This window comes from Paenirhodobacter populi, assembly GCF_004022215.1.
In the GTDB taxonomy this organism is placed as follows: domain Bacteria; phylum Pseudomonadota; class Alphaproteobacteria; order Rhodobacterales; family Rhodobacteraceae; genus Rhodobacter; species Rhodobacter populi.
This window is the reverse complement of sequence record NZ_SAUZ01000013.1, coordinates 75,955-90,446: the sequence shown is the minus strand read 5'-3', so window position 1 is coordinate 90,446 and position 14,492 is coordinate 75,955. Positions and strand designations below refer to the sequence as shown.

Annotated in this window: 17 protein-coding genes; 11 read left to right on the top strand and 6 right to left on the bottom strand. The window is 66.2% G+C overall.

Annotated elements, in window-relative coordinates; genetic code table 11:
* Positions 1-30 precede the first annotated feature (30 nt).
* The 3 genes from D2T30_RS12115 to D2T30_RS12105 all read left to right on the top strand — a co-directional run bounded on the left by D2T30_RS12115 (position 31) and on the right by D2T30_RS12105 (position 3,090).
* Positions 31-591 (top strand): histidine phosphatase family protein, encoded by a 561-nt coding sequence (locus D2T30_RS12115; RefSeq protein WP_128209078.1) that lies wholly within the window; start codon positions 31-33, stop codon positions 589-591.
* Entirely contained in the window at positions 588-1,520 is a 933-nt protein-coding gene (gene cbiB, locus D2T30_RS12110; protein WP_241651259.1) for an adenosylcobinamide-phosphate synthase CbiB, read from the top strand. The genes D2T30_RS12115 and cbiB overlap by 4 nt, the downstream gene beginning before the upstream one ends.
* Before the next feature lie 190 nt (positions 1,521-1,710).
* The gene (locus D2T30_RS12105) at positions 1,711-3,090 is read left to right on the top strand and encodes an aspartate aminotransferase family protein (protein WP_241651258.1); all 1,380 of its coding nucleotides are present in this window, start codon (positions 1,711-1,713) and stop codon (positions 3,088-3,090) included.
* A gap of 353 nt (positions 3,091-3,443) precedes the next feature.
* Here the strand turns inward: D2T30_RS12105 and dalA are convergent, their stop codons facing one another.
* The 3 genes from dalA to D2T30_RS12090 all read right to left on the bottom strand — a co-directional run bounded on the left by dalA (position 3,444) and on the right by D2T30_RS12090 (position 6,078).
* Positions 3,444-3,956, bottom strand: coding sequence for a divisome-associated lipoprotein DalA (gene dalA, locus D2T30_RS12100; protein WP_128209077.1), 513 nt, complete (start codon positions 3,954-3,956; stop codon positions 3,444-3,446).
* Positions 3,957-4,124: 168 nt separating this feature from the next.
* On the bottom strand, positions 4,125-5,168 hold the full coding sequence (hemH, locus tag D2T30_RS12095; RefSeq protein WP_128209076.1) for a ferrochelatase: 1,044 nt from the start codon (positions 5,166-5,168) through the stop codon (positions 4,125-4,127).
* A gap of 76 nt (positions 5,169-5,244) precedes the next feature.
* Positions 5,245-6,078 carry a methyltransferase domain-containing protein gene (locus tag D2T30_RS12090; protein WP_128209075.1) on the bottom strand — a complete coding sequence of 278 codons (834 nt, stop codon included), beginning with the start codon at positions 6,076-6,078 and terminating at the stop codon, positions 5,245-5,247.
* Here D2T30_RS12090 and D2T30_RS12085 point away from each other — a divergent pair.
* From D2T30_RS12085 to D2T30_RS12070, 4 genes are read left to right on the top strand one after another with little or no spacing between them, the layout of a single operon-like run.
* Positions 6,077-6,850 (top strand): ComF family protein, encoded by a 774-nt coding sequence (locus tag D2T30_RS12085; RefSeq protein ID WP_241651257.1) that lies wholly within the window; start codon positions 6,077-6,079, stop codon positions 6,848-6,850. The genes D2T30_RS12090 and D2T30_RS12085 overlap by 2 nt on opposite strands.
* Positions 6,851-6,883: 33 nt before the next feature.
* Positions 6,884-7,132: a glutaredoxin 3 gene (gene grxC / locus D2T30_RS12080; RefSeq protein ID WP_128180224.1), complete on the top strand. Its 249-nt coding sequence runs from the start codon at positions 6,884-6,886 to the stop codon at positions 7,130-7,132.
* A 17-nt stretch (positions 7,133-7,149) separates the two neighbouring features.
* Complete coding sequence (locus D2T30_RS12075) at positions 7,150-7,992, top strand: carbon-nitrogen hydrolase family protein (RefSeq protein ID WP_128209128.1); 843 nt, start codon at positions 7,150-7,152, stop codon at positions 7,990-7,992.
* Positions 7,992-8,432 carry a MarR family winged helix-turn-helix transcriptional regulator gene (locus D2T30_RS12070; protein WP_128180222.1) on the top strand — a complete coding sequence of 147 codons (441 nt, stop codon included), beginning with the start codon at positions 7,992-7,994 and terminating at the stop codon, positions 8,430-8,432. The genes D2T30_RS12075 and D2T30_RS12070 overlap by 1 nt, the downstream gene beginning before the upstream one ends.
* Before the next feature lie 101 nt (positions 8,433-8,533).
* Here D2T30_RS12070 and D2T30_RS12065 read toward each other — a convergent pair whose 3' ends face one another.
* The 3 genes from D2T30_RS12065 to D2T30_RS12055 all read right to left on the bottom strand — a co-directional run bounded on the left by D2T30_RS12065 (position 8,534) and on the right by D2T30_RS12055 (position 10,877).
* On the bottom strand, positions 8,534-9,637 hold the full coding sequence (locus D2T30_RS12065; RefSeq protein ID WP_128209074.1) for a site-specific DNA-methyltransferase: 1,104 nt from the start codon (positions 9,635-9,637) through the stop codon (positions 8,534-8,536).
* Between the two features lie 151 nt (positions 9,638-9,788).
* A complete protein-coding gene (locus D2T30_RS12060) occupies positions 9,789-10,421 on the bottom strand; it encodes a ribonuclease HII (RefSeq protein ID WP_206612949.1) in 633 nt (210 codons plus the stop codon).
* A gap of 111 nt (positions 10,422-10,532) precedes the next feature.
* A complete protein-coding gene (locus tag D2T30_RS12055) occupies positions 10,533-10,877 on the bottom strand; it encodes a hypothetical protein (RefSeq protein ID WP_128180216.1) in 345 nt (114 codons plus the stop codon).
* A 160-nt stretch (positions 10,878-11,037) separates the two neighbouring features.
* Between D2T30_RS12055 and D2T30_RS12050 the strand changes: the two genes are divergently transcribed.
* The 4 genes from D2T30_RS12050 (at position 11,038) to D2T30_RS12035 (ending at position 14,452) form a co-directional block, all read left to right on the top strand.
* Positions 11,038-11,331, top strand: a complete 294-nt coding sequence (locus D2T30_RS12050) for a hypothetical protein (RefSeq protein WP_128180214.1) — start codon at positions 11,038-11,040, stop codon at positions 11,329-11,331.
* Positions 11,303-12,007 (top strand): hypothetical protein, encoded by a 705-nt coding sequence (locus tag D2T30_RS12045; protein WP_128209072.1) that lies wholly within the window; start codon positions 11,303-11,305, stop codon positions 12,005-12,007. Before D2T30_RS12050 ends, D2T30_RS12045 begins: the two co-directional genes overlap by 29 nt.
* A 66-nt stretch (positions 12,008-12,073) precedes the next feature.
* Positions 12,074-13,168 carry a carboxynorspermidine decarboxylase gene (locus D2T30_RS12040; protein WP_128209071.1) on the top strand — a complete coding sequence of 365 codons (1,095 nt, stop codon included), beginning with the start codon at positions 12,074-12,076 and terminating at the stop codon, positions 13,166-13,168.
* A gap of 48 nt (positions 13,169-13,216) precedes the next feature.
* Complete coding sequence (locus D2T30_RS12035; protein ID WP_128209070.1) at positions 13,217-14,452, top strand: saccharopine dehydrogenase family protein; 1,236 nt, start codon at positions 13,217-13,219, stop codon at positions 14,450-14,452.
* Positions 14,453-14,492: the final 40 nt, after the last annotated feature.

The window sequence follows — 14,492 nt, the reverse complement described above, 5'->3', positions numbered from 1 at the left end:
AGAAACGGCAGCGGGGATAAAGGAAAATCCATGCGCGATGAGACCCGGATATGGCTGATCCGCCATGCGCCCGCCCGGCATGACGGCCGCCTTGCCGGGCACCGGGATGTGGATGCGGAGCCGTTCGGCGCCCCTGCGGCCCGCGCGTTGCGGGCGGCGGTGGGGGAGGCGCGGATATGGTCCTCGCCCGCGCGGCGTTGCGTGCAGACAGCGCAGGCGATCTGGCCCGGCGCGGAACCCGCCAGCGATCCGCGCCTGTGGGAGCAGGATTTCGGCGCGTGGGAGGGGCTGGCCTTCGCCGATCTGCCCGATCTAGGTCCGCTGTGCACCGCCGATCTTGCCGCTCATGCCCCACCGGAGGGCGAGAGTTTCGACGCCATGTGCGCCCGGGTCGGCGCGGCGCTGGACGATCTGGCGCCGGGCACGCATTGCCTTGTCGTCCACGCGGGAACGGTGCGCGCGGCGCTGGCGGCGGCGACGGGATCGGTGCCGGGGGCGCTGGCCTTTCAGATCGCGCCGCTGTCGCTGACCCAACTCACCCGGACCGGCGCGGGCTGGTCCGTCGGCTTCGTGAACCGGAGTTTCGCATGACTATCCCGGATTTCGCCCTGATGATGCTGGTCGCGATGGCCATTGATCTGGCGATCGGCTGGCCCGCGCCGCTGTTTCGTCGCATCGGCCATCCGGTGACATGGGTCGGCGGGCTGATCGCGGGCCTAGACCGGCGGTTGCCCCGGCGCAGGCTGGCGGGGGCTCTGGCGGCGGTGCTGGTGATCGGCCTCGCGGGTGGGGTGGCGGCGGTTCTACAAGCCGTCCTGCCCGATGGCTGGCCGGGCATCGTGATCGGTGGGCTGCTGGCATGGCCGCTGGTGGCGATGCGGTCCCTGCATGACCACGTGGCGGCGGTGGCGCGACCGCTGGCGGCGGGCGATCTGGCGGGGGCGCGGCGGGCGGTGTCGATGATCGTCGGGCGCGATCCCGAGGCGCTGGATGCGGCGGGCGTTGCGCGCGCCGCGCTGGAAAGTCTGGCCGAGAATACCTCGGACGGGGTCGTGGCGCCGATCTTCTGGGGCGCGGTTCTGGGCCTGCCGGGGATCGCCGCCTACAAGGCGATCAACACGCTCGATTCGATGATCGGGCACCGGACGCCGCGGCACGAGGCCTTCGGCTGGGCCTCGGCGCGGATCGACGATCTGGTGAACCTGATCCCGGCGCGGCTGTCGGGGCTGATCTTCGCGCTGGTGTCGCGCGCGCCCTCGGCGGCGATCCGCTGCATGGCGCGCGACGCGGGGCATCACCGTTCGCCCAACGCCGGCTGGCCCGAGGCGGCGATGGCGGGTGCGCTGCACCTGCGCCTGTCCGGGCCGCGCGTCTATGGCGACCGGATCGCGCAGGAGCCTTGGGTGAACGAGGGCGCGCCGGACCCGGACGCCGCCGACATGCGGCGGGCGTTGGCTCTTTATGCGCGGGCGATGGGGGGGGTGGCGTTGTTGCTGGCGCTGGCGGGATTGCTGCCCTGATCTTCGCCGCGGACGGGGGATCGGTGAATATCCTTTCGCCCATGTCATCCACGACGCAAGAAACTGCATCTATTTTCAGCAAGTGACGCGAAGAATCGGGAAACATCGCGGCGCGATCTTGTCTATGCTGCGGTTTGAACGCATCCCGATCCCGGCGACCGCCTGCCCCGACACTGACATGAGGACGATCATGACGCTATCCAATTCTCTGGCCCACGCGGATGTGGCGCATCAGCTGCATCCCTTCACCGATGCCCGCGCGTTCGAGCAGAACGGCCCGCTGATCATCGATCACGGTCAGGGGATCCATGTCTTCGATTCCACCGGCAAGAAATACATCGAGGGCATGGCCGGGCTGTGGTCCGTGGCCGTCGGCTTCAACGAGCCGCGTCTGGCTGAAGCCGCCTACAAGCAGTTCCAGAAGCTGCCCTACTACCACACCTTCAGCGCGAAATCGCATGAACCCTCGATCAAGCTATCGGAAAAGCTGGCCGAAATGGCGCCCGAGGGGCTGAACCACGTGCTGTATTGCTCCTCGGGGTCCGAAGGCAATGATACGGTCGTCAAGCTGGTCTGGTACTACAACAACGCGCTTGGCCGCCGCGAAAAGAAGAAGTTCCTTGCCCGCACCAATGCCTATCACGGCATCACCATGGCCTCGGGCAGCCTGACGGGCATCGCCGTCGACCACAAGGATTTCGACCTGCCGATCCTGCCGGTGATCCACCTCACCTGCCCGCATTTCTACCGCGAAGGCACGGCGGGCGAGACCGAGGAACAGTTCACCGCCCGTCTGCTGGCGGAGCTGGAAGACACCATCGCCCGCGAGGGTGCCGACACGATCGCCGCCTTCATCGGCGAGCCGGTGATGGGTGCGGGCGGCGTTCTGGTGCCGCCGAAGGGCTATTGGGAAGGCGTCGAGGCGATCTGCCGCAAGAACGACATCCTGATCGTCGCGGATGAGGTCATCAACGGCTTCGGCCGCCTTGGCACCACCTTCGGCGCGGCGAAGATGGGCTTCACCCCCGACATCATGACCGTCTCGAAGCAGATCACCTCAAGCTACATGCCGCTGGCCGCCATCGTCTTTTCCGACGCGATCTATGAGGCCGTGGCCGACAACAGCCACCGGATCGGCGCCTTCGCGCATGGCTTCACCGCCGCAGGCCACCCCGTCGCCACCGCCGTCGCGCTGGAAAACATCGCGATCATCGAGGAACGCGATCTGGTCGGCAATGCCGCGCGTCTGGAGGCGCCGTTCCAGAGCGGCATGCGCGCCTTTGCCGACAAGCCCTTGGTGGGCGAGGTGCGCGGCGTCGGCCTGATGGCGGCGGTCGAGCTGGTGGCCGACAAAGCGACCAAGGCGAAGTTCCCGAAATCCGGTCAGGTCGGCCAGATCGCCAACCGGATCGCCCATGAAGAGGGCCTGATCCTGCGCGCCATCGGCGACACGCTGGCGCTGTGCCCGCCGCTGATCGTGACCGAAGCCGACGTGGCCGAGATCCTGCGCATCATGGGCGTGGTGCTCGACCGCACGGCGAAGGAAGTGGCGGAACAGGGCATCGCCTGAAACGGCGCGGACAGACAGTGAAAGGCCGGCGGAATCGCCGGCCTTTTTCATGGCATCAGGATTTGAGCGCCGGGAGAACGGAGGGGGAGGCAGGGGGCCAGCCCCCTCTTTGCGCTGACGCGCAAATTCACCCCCGGGATATTTTTGGAAAGATGAAAGGCAGAAGGGCCGAGGGGCCGAGGGGCCGAGCCCGGTTCGGGAAACGCATCGGGGAATGCCATTCCTCATGACGATCTTCGTGTCAGCATCAGCCCGCGGAAACGGGCTCGCGACCGCTCGCAGATGGAATTACATTCCGCGCCGCGGTCACGAAGGCGGGCTTTGGTGCAACCTACTGATACGCCGGAGCCGTATCAGTAGTGGCCGGTGACCAGCGTCCACCAGATCTTGCCCGAGGGTTCCTGATACCAGCCGAAGCCCATCATCGTCGCCGCCGGGTTCAGGATCACGTCGCGCGTTTCCGGATCGGCCATCCAGGTGGACAGGGTCTGGGTTTCGTTTTCATAGGTTTCGGAGATGTTTTCCCCCGCGACCTTGCCCGGGAAGCCCGCCCGCGACGCGCGGTCGAAGGGCGAGGATCCATCCGAGCCCCAGTGCCACGCGCGGTTCTGCCGCGCCATGTCGCGCGAATGGACCTCGGCCGCCTGCGTGAGCGTGGGTTCCAGCGTCAGCGGCGCGGTGCCACGGACGGCGCGCAGGGAGTTGATCGCCTCGGTCACGCGGCCGGGGATCTCTGCCGCGTCCTTGTTCGAGATCCTGTAGAGCTGCGGCAGCGGCTGCCCGTCCGGCCCGAGTTGAGGCGTGGACGGCTGACACGCGGCCAGACCCATGACAGCAAACAATATCAACGCCTTGACGCGGCTCATTTTCACGTACCCCCGGAAATTCAGGCTGTGCCATACAACGCCGGATGACCGGGCGCAAACCCACAGTTGCGTGAGGCGGGGATTGACGGCGGAACCGCGGCTTTCGCGCACTATCTGTGGCCCGGAAGGCCACTTTGCGCGGCGGAATGCGGAGGGCGCGGGGCCGGGTCAGTCGGCCCAGCCCTCCAGATTTTCGCCGATCAGTTCCATCAGCGCGGCGATATGCGCCGGATCGTCGTTCAGGCAGGGGATATAGGTGAAGGTCTCGCCGCCCGCGTGCATGAAGGCCTCGCGGATCTCGCCGTTGACCTCTTCCAGCGTCTCGATGCAATCGGCGGAAAAGGCGGGCGACATGACGGCGATGTTCTTCTTCCCGGCCTTCGCCAGTTCGGCCACATGTTCGACGGTATAGGGCTTGAGCCATTCCTCGGGCCCGAAGACCGACTGGAAGGTGGTGTCGATCCCGCCCGGTTCCCAGCCCAGCCGTTCGCGCAGCAGACGCGATGTCTTCTGGCACTGGCAATGGTAGGGGTCGCCCTCGGCCAGATAGCGTTTCGGCATCCCGTGGTAGGAGGCGACGAGCACATCCGGGCGGCGGTCGAGCGTCGCGTAGACCCGTTCGACCGACTGCGCCAGCGCGTCGATATAGGAGGGGCGGGCGAAATATTCGGGCGCGGTGCGCGAGGCGGGCTGGCGCTTTTGCCGCATCAGCGCGCGGAAGAACTGGTCGTTCGCGGTGGCCACCGTCGCCCCCGCATATTGCGGGTAAAGCGGCACGAACAGGATCCGCTCGCAGCCCTGCCGCACCATCCGGTCCACCACCTCGAAGGTCGAGGGATTGCCGTAGCGCATGCAGAAATCGACGATCACGCCCTCGCCGTAGCGCGCGGCCGCCGCCGTGCGCAATGCCGCCACCTGCTGCTTGGTGATCGTCATCAGCGGGCTTTCGTTCTTTTCGGTGTTCCAGATCGTGCGGTAGTTGGCGCCCGAGGTGAACGGCCGTTTCGTCAGCACCATCAGTTGCAGGATCGGCTGCCATTTCCACGACGGATAGTCGATCACCCGCTTGTCCGACAGGAATTCGTTCAGGTAGCGCCGCATCGACCAGTAATCGGTGCCGTCCGGCGTGCCGAGATTGGCGACCAGCACCCCGATCTTCGGTTCCGGCAACAGCGGATGGTCGGCGGGGGCGTGGGTCGGGCGGTAGGTCATGATCTGTCCTGTTCTGGCTTCCCCCGGAGGTATCGCGTTACGCGGCGGGGTCAATGGGGCTCAGGCGATGGGAGGCTCAGGCGCCGGGCTTTTCGCCGGTTGAGATTTCCGCGGTGTTCAGCGCCTCGGCCAGACGTTGCGCGGCGGAACCGGGACGCAGCGGCTTTTGCTGGCTTTCATGCGGTTTCCAGCCGGTCAGCCAGACCATGTCGAAGGTGGCGCGGATGCGTCCGCCCGGTTCGGCGAAGTCCGCGGCATAGCGGCGCAGGGCCTCGGCCAGCACGGCGCGGCGGGTGAAATGCCGGGGCCGGGCGGCGAGGGCGTTGGTTTCGCCCATCGCGCGCAGATCGGCCATCAGCCGCAGCGGATCGGCATAGGTGACCTTGCGCGGAAAGGAATCGGCGACGGGCAGGGCGAGCCCGGCGCGCCCGGGCAGCGCGCCCAGTTCGCGGATCTCCCCCATCGGCAGGACGCGAGGGGACAGGCCGCCGGTCACCGCGGCCTCGGCCTCGGCCAGCGCGGCGCGGAGTTCATGCAGCGTCTGGCCCCCGAACAGCACCGCGATGAACAGCCCGTCGGGGCGAAGCGCGCGGGCGCATTGGATGACCTGCCCGACCGGATCGTTCGCCCAGTGCAGGCACATCGCATGGACAACCAGATCGTGCCCGCCCGGGGTCAGGTCCAGCACCTCGTCATCCGCCACGACCTTGGCGCCGGGCATCACGGCGGCGAAGGGCGCGGGAAAATTCGTCACCAGAGCCGGCGCCGTAAAGGTTCTGTTAACCTCAAGCAGCCTTTCCTGAAGTTCATCCGCCGCATCCTCGTGCAGGAACAGCGTGGGCGCGCGGGCCGCGCGGGTCCGCTGGCGGATCAGGGCGGTTCGGTCGGTCAGAAGGGGCTGCGTGGTCATGATGGGAACAGAGATTACGGCGCTTCGGGCGCGGATTCCAGCACTGCTGCGCGGGCTGGCGCTTGGCGGGCTGCACAGCGTCTTTCCGCCGCGCTGCATCTGCTGCGGCGGGGCCGTCGCCTCGGACTTCGGGCTGTGCGGGGATTGCTGGCGCGAAACGGCCTTCATCGCCGGACTGGCCTGCGATGCCTGCGGCGCGCCGTTGCCCGGTGAGGCCGGGGAGGCAACGCTATGCGACGAATGCCTGACGCATCCCCGGCCGTGGGACCGGGGCGCGGCGGCGATCCGTTACGACGGCGCGGGGCGGCGGATGGTGCTGGCGCTGAAACACGGCGACCGGCTGGACCTTGCCCGCCCGCTCGGCGGCTGGGTCGCGCGGGCGGCGGCACCGCTGATCGAGCCGGGGATGATCGTCGCACCGATCCCGCTGCACCGGCTGCGCCTGCTGAAACGGCAATACAATCAATCGGCGCTGCTGTCGCGCGTCGTCGCGCACACGCATGGGCTGCGCCATGTCCCCGATCTGTTCCAGAGGCTGCGCGCCACCCCCTCGCAGGAGGGACGTTCGCGCACGGAACGCCATGAAAACCTTGCCGATGCGCTGCGCGTCATGCCCCGGCGGGCGGCGGCTCTGAAGGGGCGGGCGGTGCTGATCGTGGATGACGTGATGACCTCGGGCGCGACCTTCGGCGCGGCGACCGAAGCGGCGCTTTCCGCCGGGGCAACGAAGGTGCATGTCGTGGCACTGGCGCGCGTTGCGAAGGATGCCTAAATCCCTATAGTCGACTGACCCAAGGGGGATCTCATGAAACACGTCGAAATCTACACCACGCCCACCTGCCCCTATTGCATCGCGGCCAAGGCGCTCTTGACGCGCAAGGGCATCAGCTATGAGGAAACCGACGTTTCCCTCGATCGCGCCGCGATGACGGAACGCGCGGGCGGACGGCGCACCGTGCCGCAGATCTTCATCGGCGGCGCCCATATCGGCGGCTGCGACGATCTGCACGCGCTGGACGCGGCGGGCAAGCTCGACGCGATGCTGGTGGGCTGACCATGAACGCGGGCACCATCAAAGCGGGCCTTGTCCAGCTGAACGTCTCGGACGATCCCGCCCGGAACCTGCCGGTGACCGAGGCCTTCATCCGCGAAGCGGCCGCCGGTGGCGCGCGCTTCGTGCTGACGCCGGAATGCACCAACCTGCTGTCCTCGGACCGCGCCTGGCAGAAAGAGGCGCTGTATCACGAGGAAGACGACCCGACGCTGGCCGAACTGCGCGCCCTGGCCGAGGATCTGGGTATCTGGCTGCTGATCGGCTCTCTCGGGCTGAAAACGCATGATCCCGACGGGCGTTTCGCCAACCGCTCCTTCCTGATCGGGCCGAAGGGGCAGATCGTCGCGAAATACGACAAGATTCACATGTTCGACGTGAACGTGTCGGAGACCGAGAAATATCGCGAATCCGAAGGCTATCGCCCCGGCACCCGCGCCGTGGTCGCGGACACGGATTTCGGCAAGGTGGGGCTGGCGGTCTGCTACGACCTGCGATTCCCGCATCTGTTCCGCCGTCTGGCGAAGGGCGGGGCGCAGATCCTGACGCTGCCCGCGGCGTTCAACGACACCACGGGCGCCGCGCATTGGGAAACGCTGATCCGGGCGCGGGCGATCGAGAACACGGCCTTTGTCCTTGCGCCTGCGCAATGCGGGGCCCATGTGGCGCACAGCCCCAATGCCCCCGCGCGGCAGCGCCGCACCTGGGGCCACAGCCTCGCGGTCGCCCCCTGGGGCGAGGTGCTGGCCGATGGCGGAGCCGAGCCGGGCGCGACGCTGGTCGATATCGACCTCGCCCGGCTGGCGCAGGCGCGGGGCCGGGTGCCCTCGCTCACCCACGACCGCGACTTCGACGGCCCGTGATGGATGACGGGTCCGATCCCCTTGCCGCGACCCTCTTTGCCGAGGTGTTCATGGTCGACCAGCTGGCCCGCAACATGGTCAGCCGGGTGTTGCCGCGCGGCATGGAGATCTCGCATTTCTCGGTGCTGAACCATCTGGCGCATGTGGCCGAGGAACGCACCCCGGCGCAGCTTGCCGCGACCTTCCACGTCACGCGCGGCGCGATGACCAACACGCTGTCGAAACTGGTCTGGGCGGGGCATGTGCATATCCGCCCCGACTGGGACGATGCGCGGCGCAAGTTCGTCTCGATCTCGCCCGCCGGGCGGCAGGCGCGGGATGCGGCGCTGGCGGCCTTCATGCCGGTGATCGCGGATGTCGTGCGCTCGATCGGGACGGACAAGGTCCGCGCCGCCCTGCCGGTGCTGCGCGCCCTGCGCCATCGGTTGGACGCGGGCTGAAAAAAGCCCCGCCGTGAGACACGGCGGGGCGAGTGGTGTCGCGGGGGCAGCCCCGGACACTGGCGGAACATCGGCGCGGTCACCCGCGCGCAAGTCGGAAATCAGTTCATTTCGGCCCGGATCTGCTGGCGCAGCAGGTCGATGGGGACAAGCTTCCCCTCGCGCTTGAAATGCCAGTAGGTCCAGCCGTTGCAGCTTGGCGCGCCCTCAAGCTGCGCGCCCACCTGATGGATGGAGCCCTTGATGTCGCGCCCGATCAGCGTGCCGTCGGCGCGGACCTTGGCCTTGAAGCGGCTGCCGAGGGAATACAGCTCCTCGCCCGGCGACAGCATTCCGCGCTCGACCAGCGTGCCAAAGGGCACGCGCGGCTCCGCCCGTTTCGATCCGGTGACCTCCAGCGCCTCGCGGTCGAAGATGCGGATCCGGTCGAGCCGCTTCTGCGCCGCCTTGCGATAGGCTTCCTCGCGCTCGATGCCGATGTAATGGCGGCCGAGCTTCTTCGCCACCGCGCCCGTCGTGCCGGTGCCGAAGAACGGGTCCAGCACCACATCGCCCGGATTGGTCGTGCCGACCAGTACCCGGTGCAGCAGGCTTTCGGGCTTCTGCGTCGGATGGGCCTTGTCGCCCTGTTCGTCCTTCAGCCGTTCGTGGCCGGTGCAGATCGGCAGCACCCAGTCCGACCGCATCTGCACGCCTTCGTTCAGCGCCTTCAGCGCCTCGTAGTTGAAGGTGTATTTCGCGCCTTCGGTCTTGGACGCCCAGATCAGCGTCTCATGCGCGTTGGTCAGCCGCTTGCCGCGGAAATTCGGCATCGGGTTCGCCTTGCGCCAGACCACGTCGTTGAGCATCCAGAACCCCTGGTTCTGCAGCTCCGCCCCCAGACGGAAGATGTTGTGGTAGGAGCCGATCACCCAGATCGCGCCCGTGGGTTTCAGCACCCGGCGCGCGGCGGTCAGCCAGTCGCGGGTGAAACGGTCGTATTCGGCGAAGGAGCCGAACTGGTCCCAGTCGTCGTCCACCGCATCGACCCGGGAATTGTCCGGCCGATGCAGGTCGCCCCGCAATTGCAGGTTGTAGGGCGGATCGGCAAAGATCAGATCGACGCTCGCCTCGGGAAGGCTGTTCATCACCTCAATGCAATCGCCCGCCAAAATCTGGTTGAGCGGCAGCATCGCCTGCGCCGCTGGCGTAGTCGTTTTCGTCATCTGTGCCTCGTTCGGTCCGGCCAAGCCGGAAGCACCCGATTAGCTCGGGTTGCGCCTGTTCATCTGTCTGCTCGATTACGCGCCGGCTTGTGCCGGTCTTCGTGGGCCCAAGATGCGAGAAGCCGGACTCGCCGTCAAATTCTTTTTTAATTCAACGGCTTAAGGAAATGTCTTGGCACAAGATATTGTGGACGGGGCGGAACGAACGCCTATGCACGGGGGTCGGCCCCAGATCTAGAAGCGCCTGAAGATGATCCTTCGTCGGATAGCCCGCGTTCCGTTCCCAGCCGTAGCCCGGATATTGTTGCGCCAAATCCACCATCATCCGGTCGCGCGCTTCCTTGGCGAGGATCGAGGCCGCCGCGATCGTCACCGACCGCGCATCGCCCCGCACGATGGCCTGCGCGGGAATCGCCAGAGTCTTGGGCAGCAGGTTGCCATCGACCAGAACGTGATCCGCCTTGCGCGCAAGGCCCGCCAGCGCGCGGCACATCGCCAGATGGCTGGCCTGCACGATGTTGATCCGGTCGATCTCGGCGACCGAGGCCTCGGCCACGCACCAGACCGCATCGGTCTTGATCGCCGCTTCCAGCGCCATCCGCCGCTTGTGGCTGAGCTTCTTCGAATCGTTCAGCCCCTCGGGGATGCGCGCGGGGTCCAGAATCACCGCCGCCGCGACGACGGGACCGCAGAGCGGGCCGCGGCCGACCTCATCGACACCGGCGACGGCGCGAAAGCCAAGCGCCCGCGCCGCCAGCTCAAAGGAATAATCGGGCAGTTCCATCATGCCCCGGCTGTGCCGCGAGACAGGCCGCGAGGCAAGGAAAAAGGGGCGGAAAACCCGCCCCTTTCAGCCTCGACTGCCCGATGCCGGTTGATCCGGCCTGTGAATTGCTCAGCGCCAGCCGCGTTGCGGGCCATGCTGCGGACCGTGCTGCGGGCCGCGGAAATCATGCCGATGCGGGGCGGGACGGTGATTCCACTGGGCATGTTTCGGCCCGTGCTGGCTGTAGCGCGGCGGAGGCGGCGGCGGCGCATGGCGAGGCCGGTGCGACTTGCCGCTGTTCTTGTCGATCTGATGCAGCACCACGGCGGCCGTGCCGATGCCCAGAGCAAGGCCAAGGGCCTGTCGATCGGTCAGCGCCGCCGCGGGATGCGCCGTCACCGTCATCGCGCCGAATCCGACGGCGATCACCGTCGCCACGGTCGCAAGCGGATTGCGGAAAAGTCCGTTCATCATGGTCTGTCCTTTCTCAGGCGGGTCATGATGGCCCGCAGGGTGAACGCAGGCTGGTTCGGGACAGGTCCGTCACGCAATATCAGGGCTCCGTTATCCGATAACAAAGCCATAACCCCTTTTGGCTATTGCATGACGGGCGGCCGCATAGCAGCCTCGGGCCATGACCAGATCCGCCCTCGCCTGCCTTGCCGTGACCCTCGCGCTCTGTGCCGCAAGCCCTGCGGCGGCGGATTGCTATGCCGATTACAAGGCCAAGCGCGACGCCCCCCTGCGGCTGCATTACGGCGTCGCGCAACTGCCCGACAATGCCTGCGACCGGCAGGCGGCGGCCCGCGCATTGGCGCCGCGTCTGGCACGGGACGGCTGGACGCTTCTCAACATCGTCTCCATTTTCGGGCCGGAAGGGCTCGATCAAAGGAAAGACAGTGCCGGATCATATTTCCTCCGTTACTGAGGGGCTGCGCACCGGCTCGCGCGCGCTCGTCTGGGGCGTGGCGGCGATCGGGGTGATTCTGGCGCTGGCGGGGGCGTTGCTGTTCGTCACGCTGCCCGATGCCGATGCGTTCAACCGGCAGGTCGAACAGATCTTCGTCGCGAACGACGCGCTGACCAATCCGACGCAGCTGCGCCTGCTGGAGGTTCTGGCCCAATCCGGCACCGCATTCACCGAGGTGCTGACCTCCTACCGGATGATCATCTTCATCCTGCTGGTCTTTGCCTCGGCACTGATGATCGCGGCGCTGGTGCTGCTGCTGACGGTGGTCAGCCAGAACCGGCGGATGACGGAAATCCGCCGCGCGGGGATCGAGGTGCAGTCCCTGCGCATCCTGCGCGCCGAAAACGCGGTGATGCTGAACGACATGGTGTTCACCCTGACCCCCGCGGCGATCGAAACGCTTGCCGTTCTGGCCGAGGCGCGGATGGACGACGACACCCTGACCGGCGCGCAGATCGAATCGATGATCTCCGGCAAGCCCGAGGCGGAATGCGAGGAAGCCGCCGGCGCCACCCGCATCAAGCGGCTGCGCGACGCGATGGGCAATGCGCTGGTGTCCGAGCTGCTTGTCAGGAACATTTCACGCAAGGGTTACACTCTGGCCGTAGCCAAGGATGCGCTGCGGGTCGATTGACCGCCTCTTGCGCTTGGGGGGGCGGGGGTCCTATATCGCGGCTTCACTTTGCCGCCTGGGGGGACCATGCTTCCGACACCCTTCTACCTGATCGACGAAGCCCGGCTTCTGGACAACATGCGCAAGATCGCCTTCCTGCGCGAAGCCTCGGGTGCGCGGGCGCTCTTGGCGCTGAAATGCTTTGCCACATGGTCGGCCTTCGACATCATGCGGCCCTATATGGATGGCACGACCTCCAGCTCGCTTTACGAACTGCGGCTCGGGCATGAGAAATTCGGCAAGGAGACGCATGCCTATTCCGTCGCCTGGGCGGATGGCGAGATCGACGAGGCCTGCGGCTACGCCGACAAGATCATCTTCAACACCGTCGCGCAGTTGCAGCGGTTCGAGGCGCAGTCGGCCCATATCAAGCGTGGCGTGCGGCTGAACCCGCGGTTTTCCACCTCGGGCTTCGACCTTGCCGATCCGGCGCGGCCCTTCTCGCGGCTTGGCGAATGGGATCTGTCGAAACTGCTGGCGGTGGGCGAGCTGATTTCCGGCGTGATGATCCACTACAATTGCGAGAACCGCGATTTCGCCCTGTTCGACCAGCAACTGACCCGGATCGAGGAGGAATTCGCCCCGCTGCTGGAACGGCTCGACTGGGTTTCGCTTGGCGGCGGCATCCATTTCACCGGCGACGACTACCCGATCGAGAAGCTGGCCGCGCGGCTGCGGCTGTTTTCCGAACGCTTCGGCGTGCAGGTCTATCTGGAACCGGGCGAGGCCTCGATCACCCAGTCGACGACGCTTGAGGTGTCGGTGCTCGACATCCTCGACAACGGCAAGAAGATCGCCATCGTCGACAGCAGCATCGAGGCGCATATGCTCGACCTGCTGATCTACCGCGAATCCGCCAAGCTCCCGCAGGACGGCGAGCACGCCTACCAGATCGCGGGCAAGTCCTGTCTGGCGGGCGACATCTTCGGCGATGCGCGCTTTGCCGCACCGCTGAACGTCGGCGACCGGATTTCGGTGCGCGACGCGGCGGGCTACACGATGGTCAAGAAGAACTGGTTCAACGGCGTGAAGATGCCTTCGATCGCCATCCGGAGGCAGGACGGAACCATCGACCTGATCCGCGAATTTTCCTATGAGGATTACGCATCCTCGCTGTCCTGAGGGGCTGATCGCCCCCCTTCCCCTCGCTCGTGAAAGGAGCAAGCTGAAGTGAAAAAGAACGTGCTCATCATTGGTGCCGGCGGTGTCGCGCAAGTGGTTGCCCACAAATGCGCCCAGCACAACGACATCCTCGGTGACCTGCATATCGCCTCGCGCACCCGCGCGAAATGCGATGCCATCATCGCCTCGGTCCATGAAAAGGGCGCGATGAAAGTGCCGGGCACGTTCCAGGCCCACGCGGTGAACGCGATGGATACGGCGGCGGTGGCCGAACTGATCCGCCAAACCGGGGCGCAGATCGTCATCAACGTGGGCTCCGCCTTCGTGAACAAATACGTTCTGGACGCCTGCATCGAAACCGGCGTCGCCTATATCGACACCGCCATCCACGAAGAGCCGGACCGCATCTGCGAGGCGCCGCCGTGGTATGGCAACTACGAATGGAAGAAGCGCGATCTGTGCGCCGAAAAGGGCGTGACGGCGATTCTGGGCGCGGGCTTCGATCCGGGCGTGGTAAACGCCTATGTGCGCTTCGCGGCGGATGAATATCTGGATTCCGTCACCTCGGTCGATATCGTCGACATCAACGCCGGCTCGCACGGCAAGTATTTCGCCACCAACTTCGACCCGGAAATCAACTTCCGCGAATTCACCGGCACGGTCTATTCCTGGCAGGGCGGCAAGTGGCAGGAAAACAAGATGTTCGAGGTCGGCCGCGAATGGGATCTGCCCGTCGTCGGCAAGCAGAAGGCCTATCTGTCGGGCCATGACGAGGTGCACAGCCTGTCCGCCAACTATCCCGATGCCGATATCCGCTTCTGGATGGGCTTCGGCGACCATTACATCAACGTCTTCACCGTGCTGAAGAACCTCGGCCTGCTGTCCGAACAGCCGGTCAAGACCGCCGAGGGGCAGGAGGTCATCCCGCTCAAGGTCGTCAAGGCGGTGCTGCCCGATCCCGCATCCCTCGCGCCCAAATACACCGGCAAGACCTGCATCGGCGATTTCGTGAAGGGCACGAAGGACGGCAAGGACGCCGAGGTCTTCGTCTACAACGTCGCCGACCACAAGGAAGCCTATGAAGAGGTCGGCTCGCAGGGGATTTCCTACACCGCCGGCGTGCCGCCCGTCGCCGCCGCGCTGCTGATCGCCCAAGGCACCTGGGACGTGAAGAAGATGGCCAATGTCGAGGAACTGCCCGCAAGGCCCTTCCTCGAACTTCTCGGCCGGATCGGGCTGCCGTCGCGGGTCGTCACGCCCGAGGGCGAAGACAAACCGATCTGAAAACCGAGCGATCCGACACGGAAATCCCCGCCGTCATGAA

What these genes read in the sequence shown, in the direction of transcription:
- D2T30_RS12055 (WP_128180216.1), bottom strand. Translation starts at nt 10,877, where the DNA reads ATGATGAACGGACTTTTCCGCAATCCGCTTGCGACCGTGGCGACGGTG.
- D2T30_RS12115 (WP_128209078.1), top strand. Translation starts at nt 31, where the DNA reads ATGCGCGATGAGACCCGGATATGGCTGATCCGCCATGCGCCCGCCCGG.
- D2T30_RS12085 (WP_241651257.1), top strand. Translation starts at nt 6,077, where the DNA reads ATGATGGGAACAGAGATTACGGCGCTTCGGGCGCGGATTCCAGCACTG.
- D2T30_RS12105 (WP_241651258.1), top strand. Translation starts at nt 1,711, where the DNA reads ATGACGCTATCCAATTCTCTGGCCCACGCGGATGTGGCGCATCAGCTG.
- D2T30_RS12065 (WP_128209074.1), bottom strand. Translation starts at nt 9,637, where the DNA reads ATGACGAAAACGACTACGCCAGCGGCGCAGGCGATGCTGCCGCTCAAC.
- dalA (WP_128209077.1), bottom strand. Translation starts at nt 3,956, where the DNA reads ATGAGCCGCGTCAAGGCGTTGATATTGTTTGCTGTCATGGGTCTGGCC.
- D2T30_RS12090 (WP_128209075.1), bottom strand. Translation starts at nt 6,078, where the DNA reads ATGACCACGCAGCCCCTTCTGACCGACCGAACCGCCCTGATCCGCCAG.
- hemH (WP_128209076.1), bottom strand. Translation starts at nt 5,168, where the DNA reads ATGACCTACCGCCCGACCCACGCCCCCGCCGACCATCCGCTGTTGCCG.
- D2T30_RS12050 (WP_128180214.1), top strand. Translation starts at nt 11,038, where the DNA reads ATGACCAGATCCGCCCTCGCCTGCCTTGCCGTGACCCTCGCGCTCTGT.
- D2T30_RS12060 (WP_206612949.1), bottom strand. Translation starts at nt 10,421, where the DNA reads ATGGAACTGCCCGATTATTCCTTTGAGCTGGCGGCGCGGGCGCTTGGC.
- grxC (WP_128180224.1), top strand. Translation starts at nt 6,884, where the DNA reads ATGAAACACGTCGAAATCTACACCACGCCCACCTGCCCCTATTGCATC.
- D2T30_RS12040 (WP_128209071.1), top strand. Translation starts at nt 12,074, where the DNA reads ATGCTTCCGACACCCTTCTACCTGATCGACGAAGCCCGGCTTCTGGAC.
- D2T30_RS12070 (WP_128180222.1), top strand. Translation starts at nt 7,992, where the DNA reads ATGGATGACGGGTCCGATCCCCTTGCCGCGACCCTCTTTGCCGAGGTG.
- cbiB (WP_241651259.1), top strand. Translation starts at nt 588, where the DNA reads ATGACTATCCCGGATTTCGCCCTGATGATGCTGGTCGCGATGGCCATT.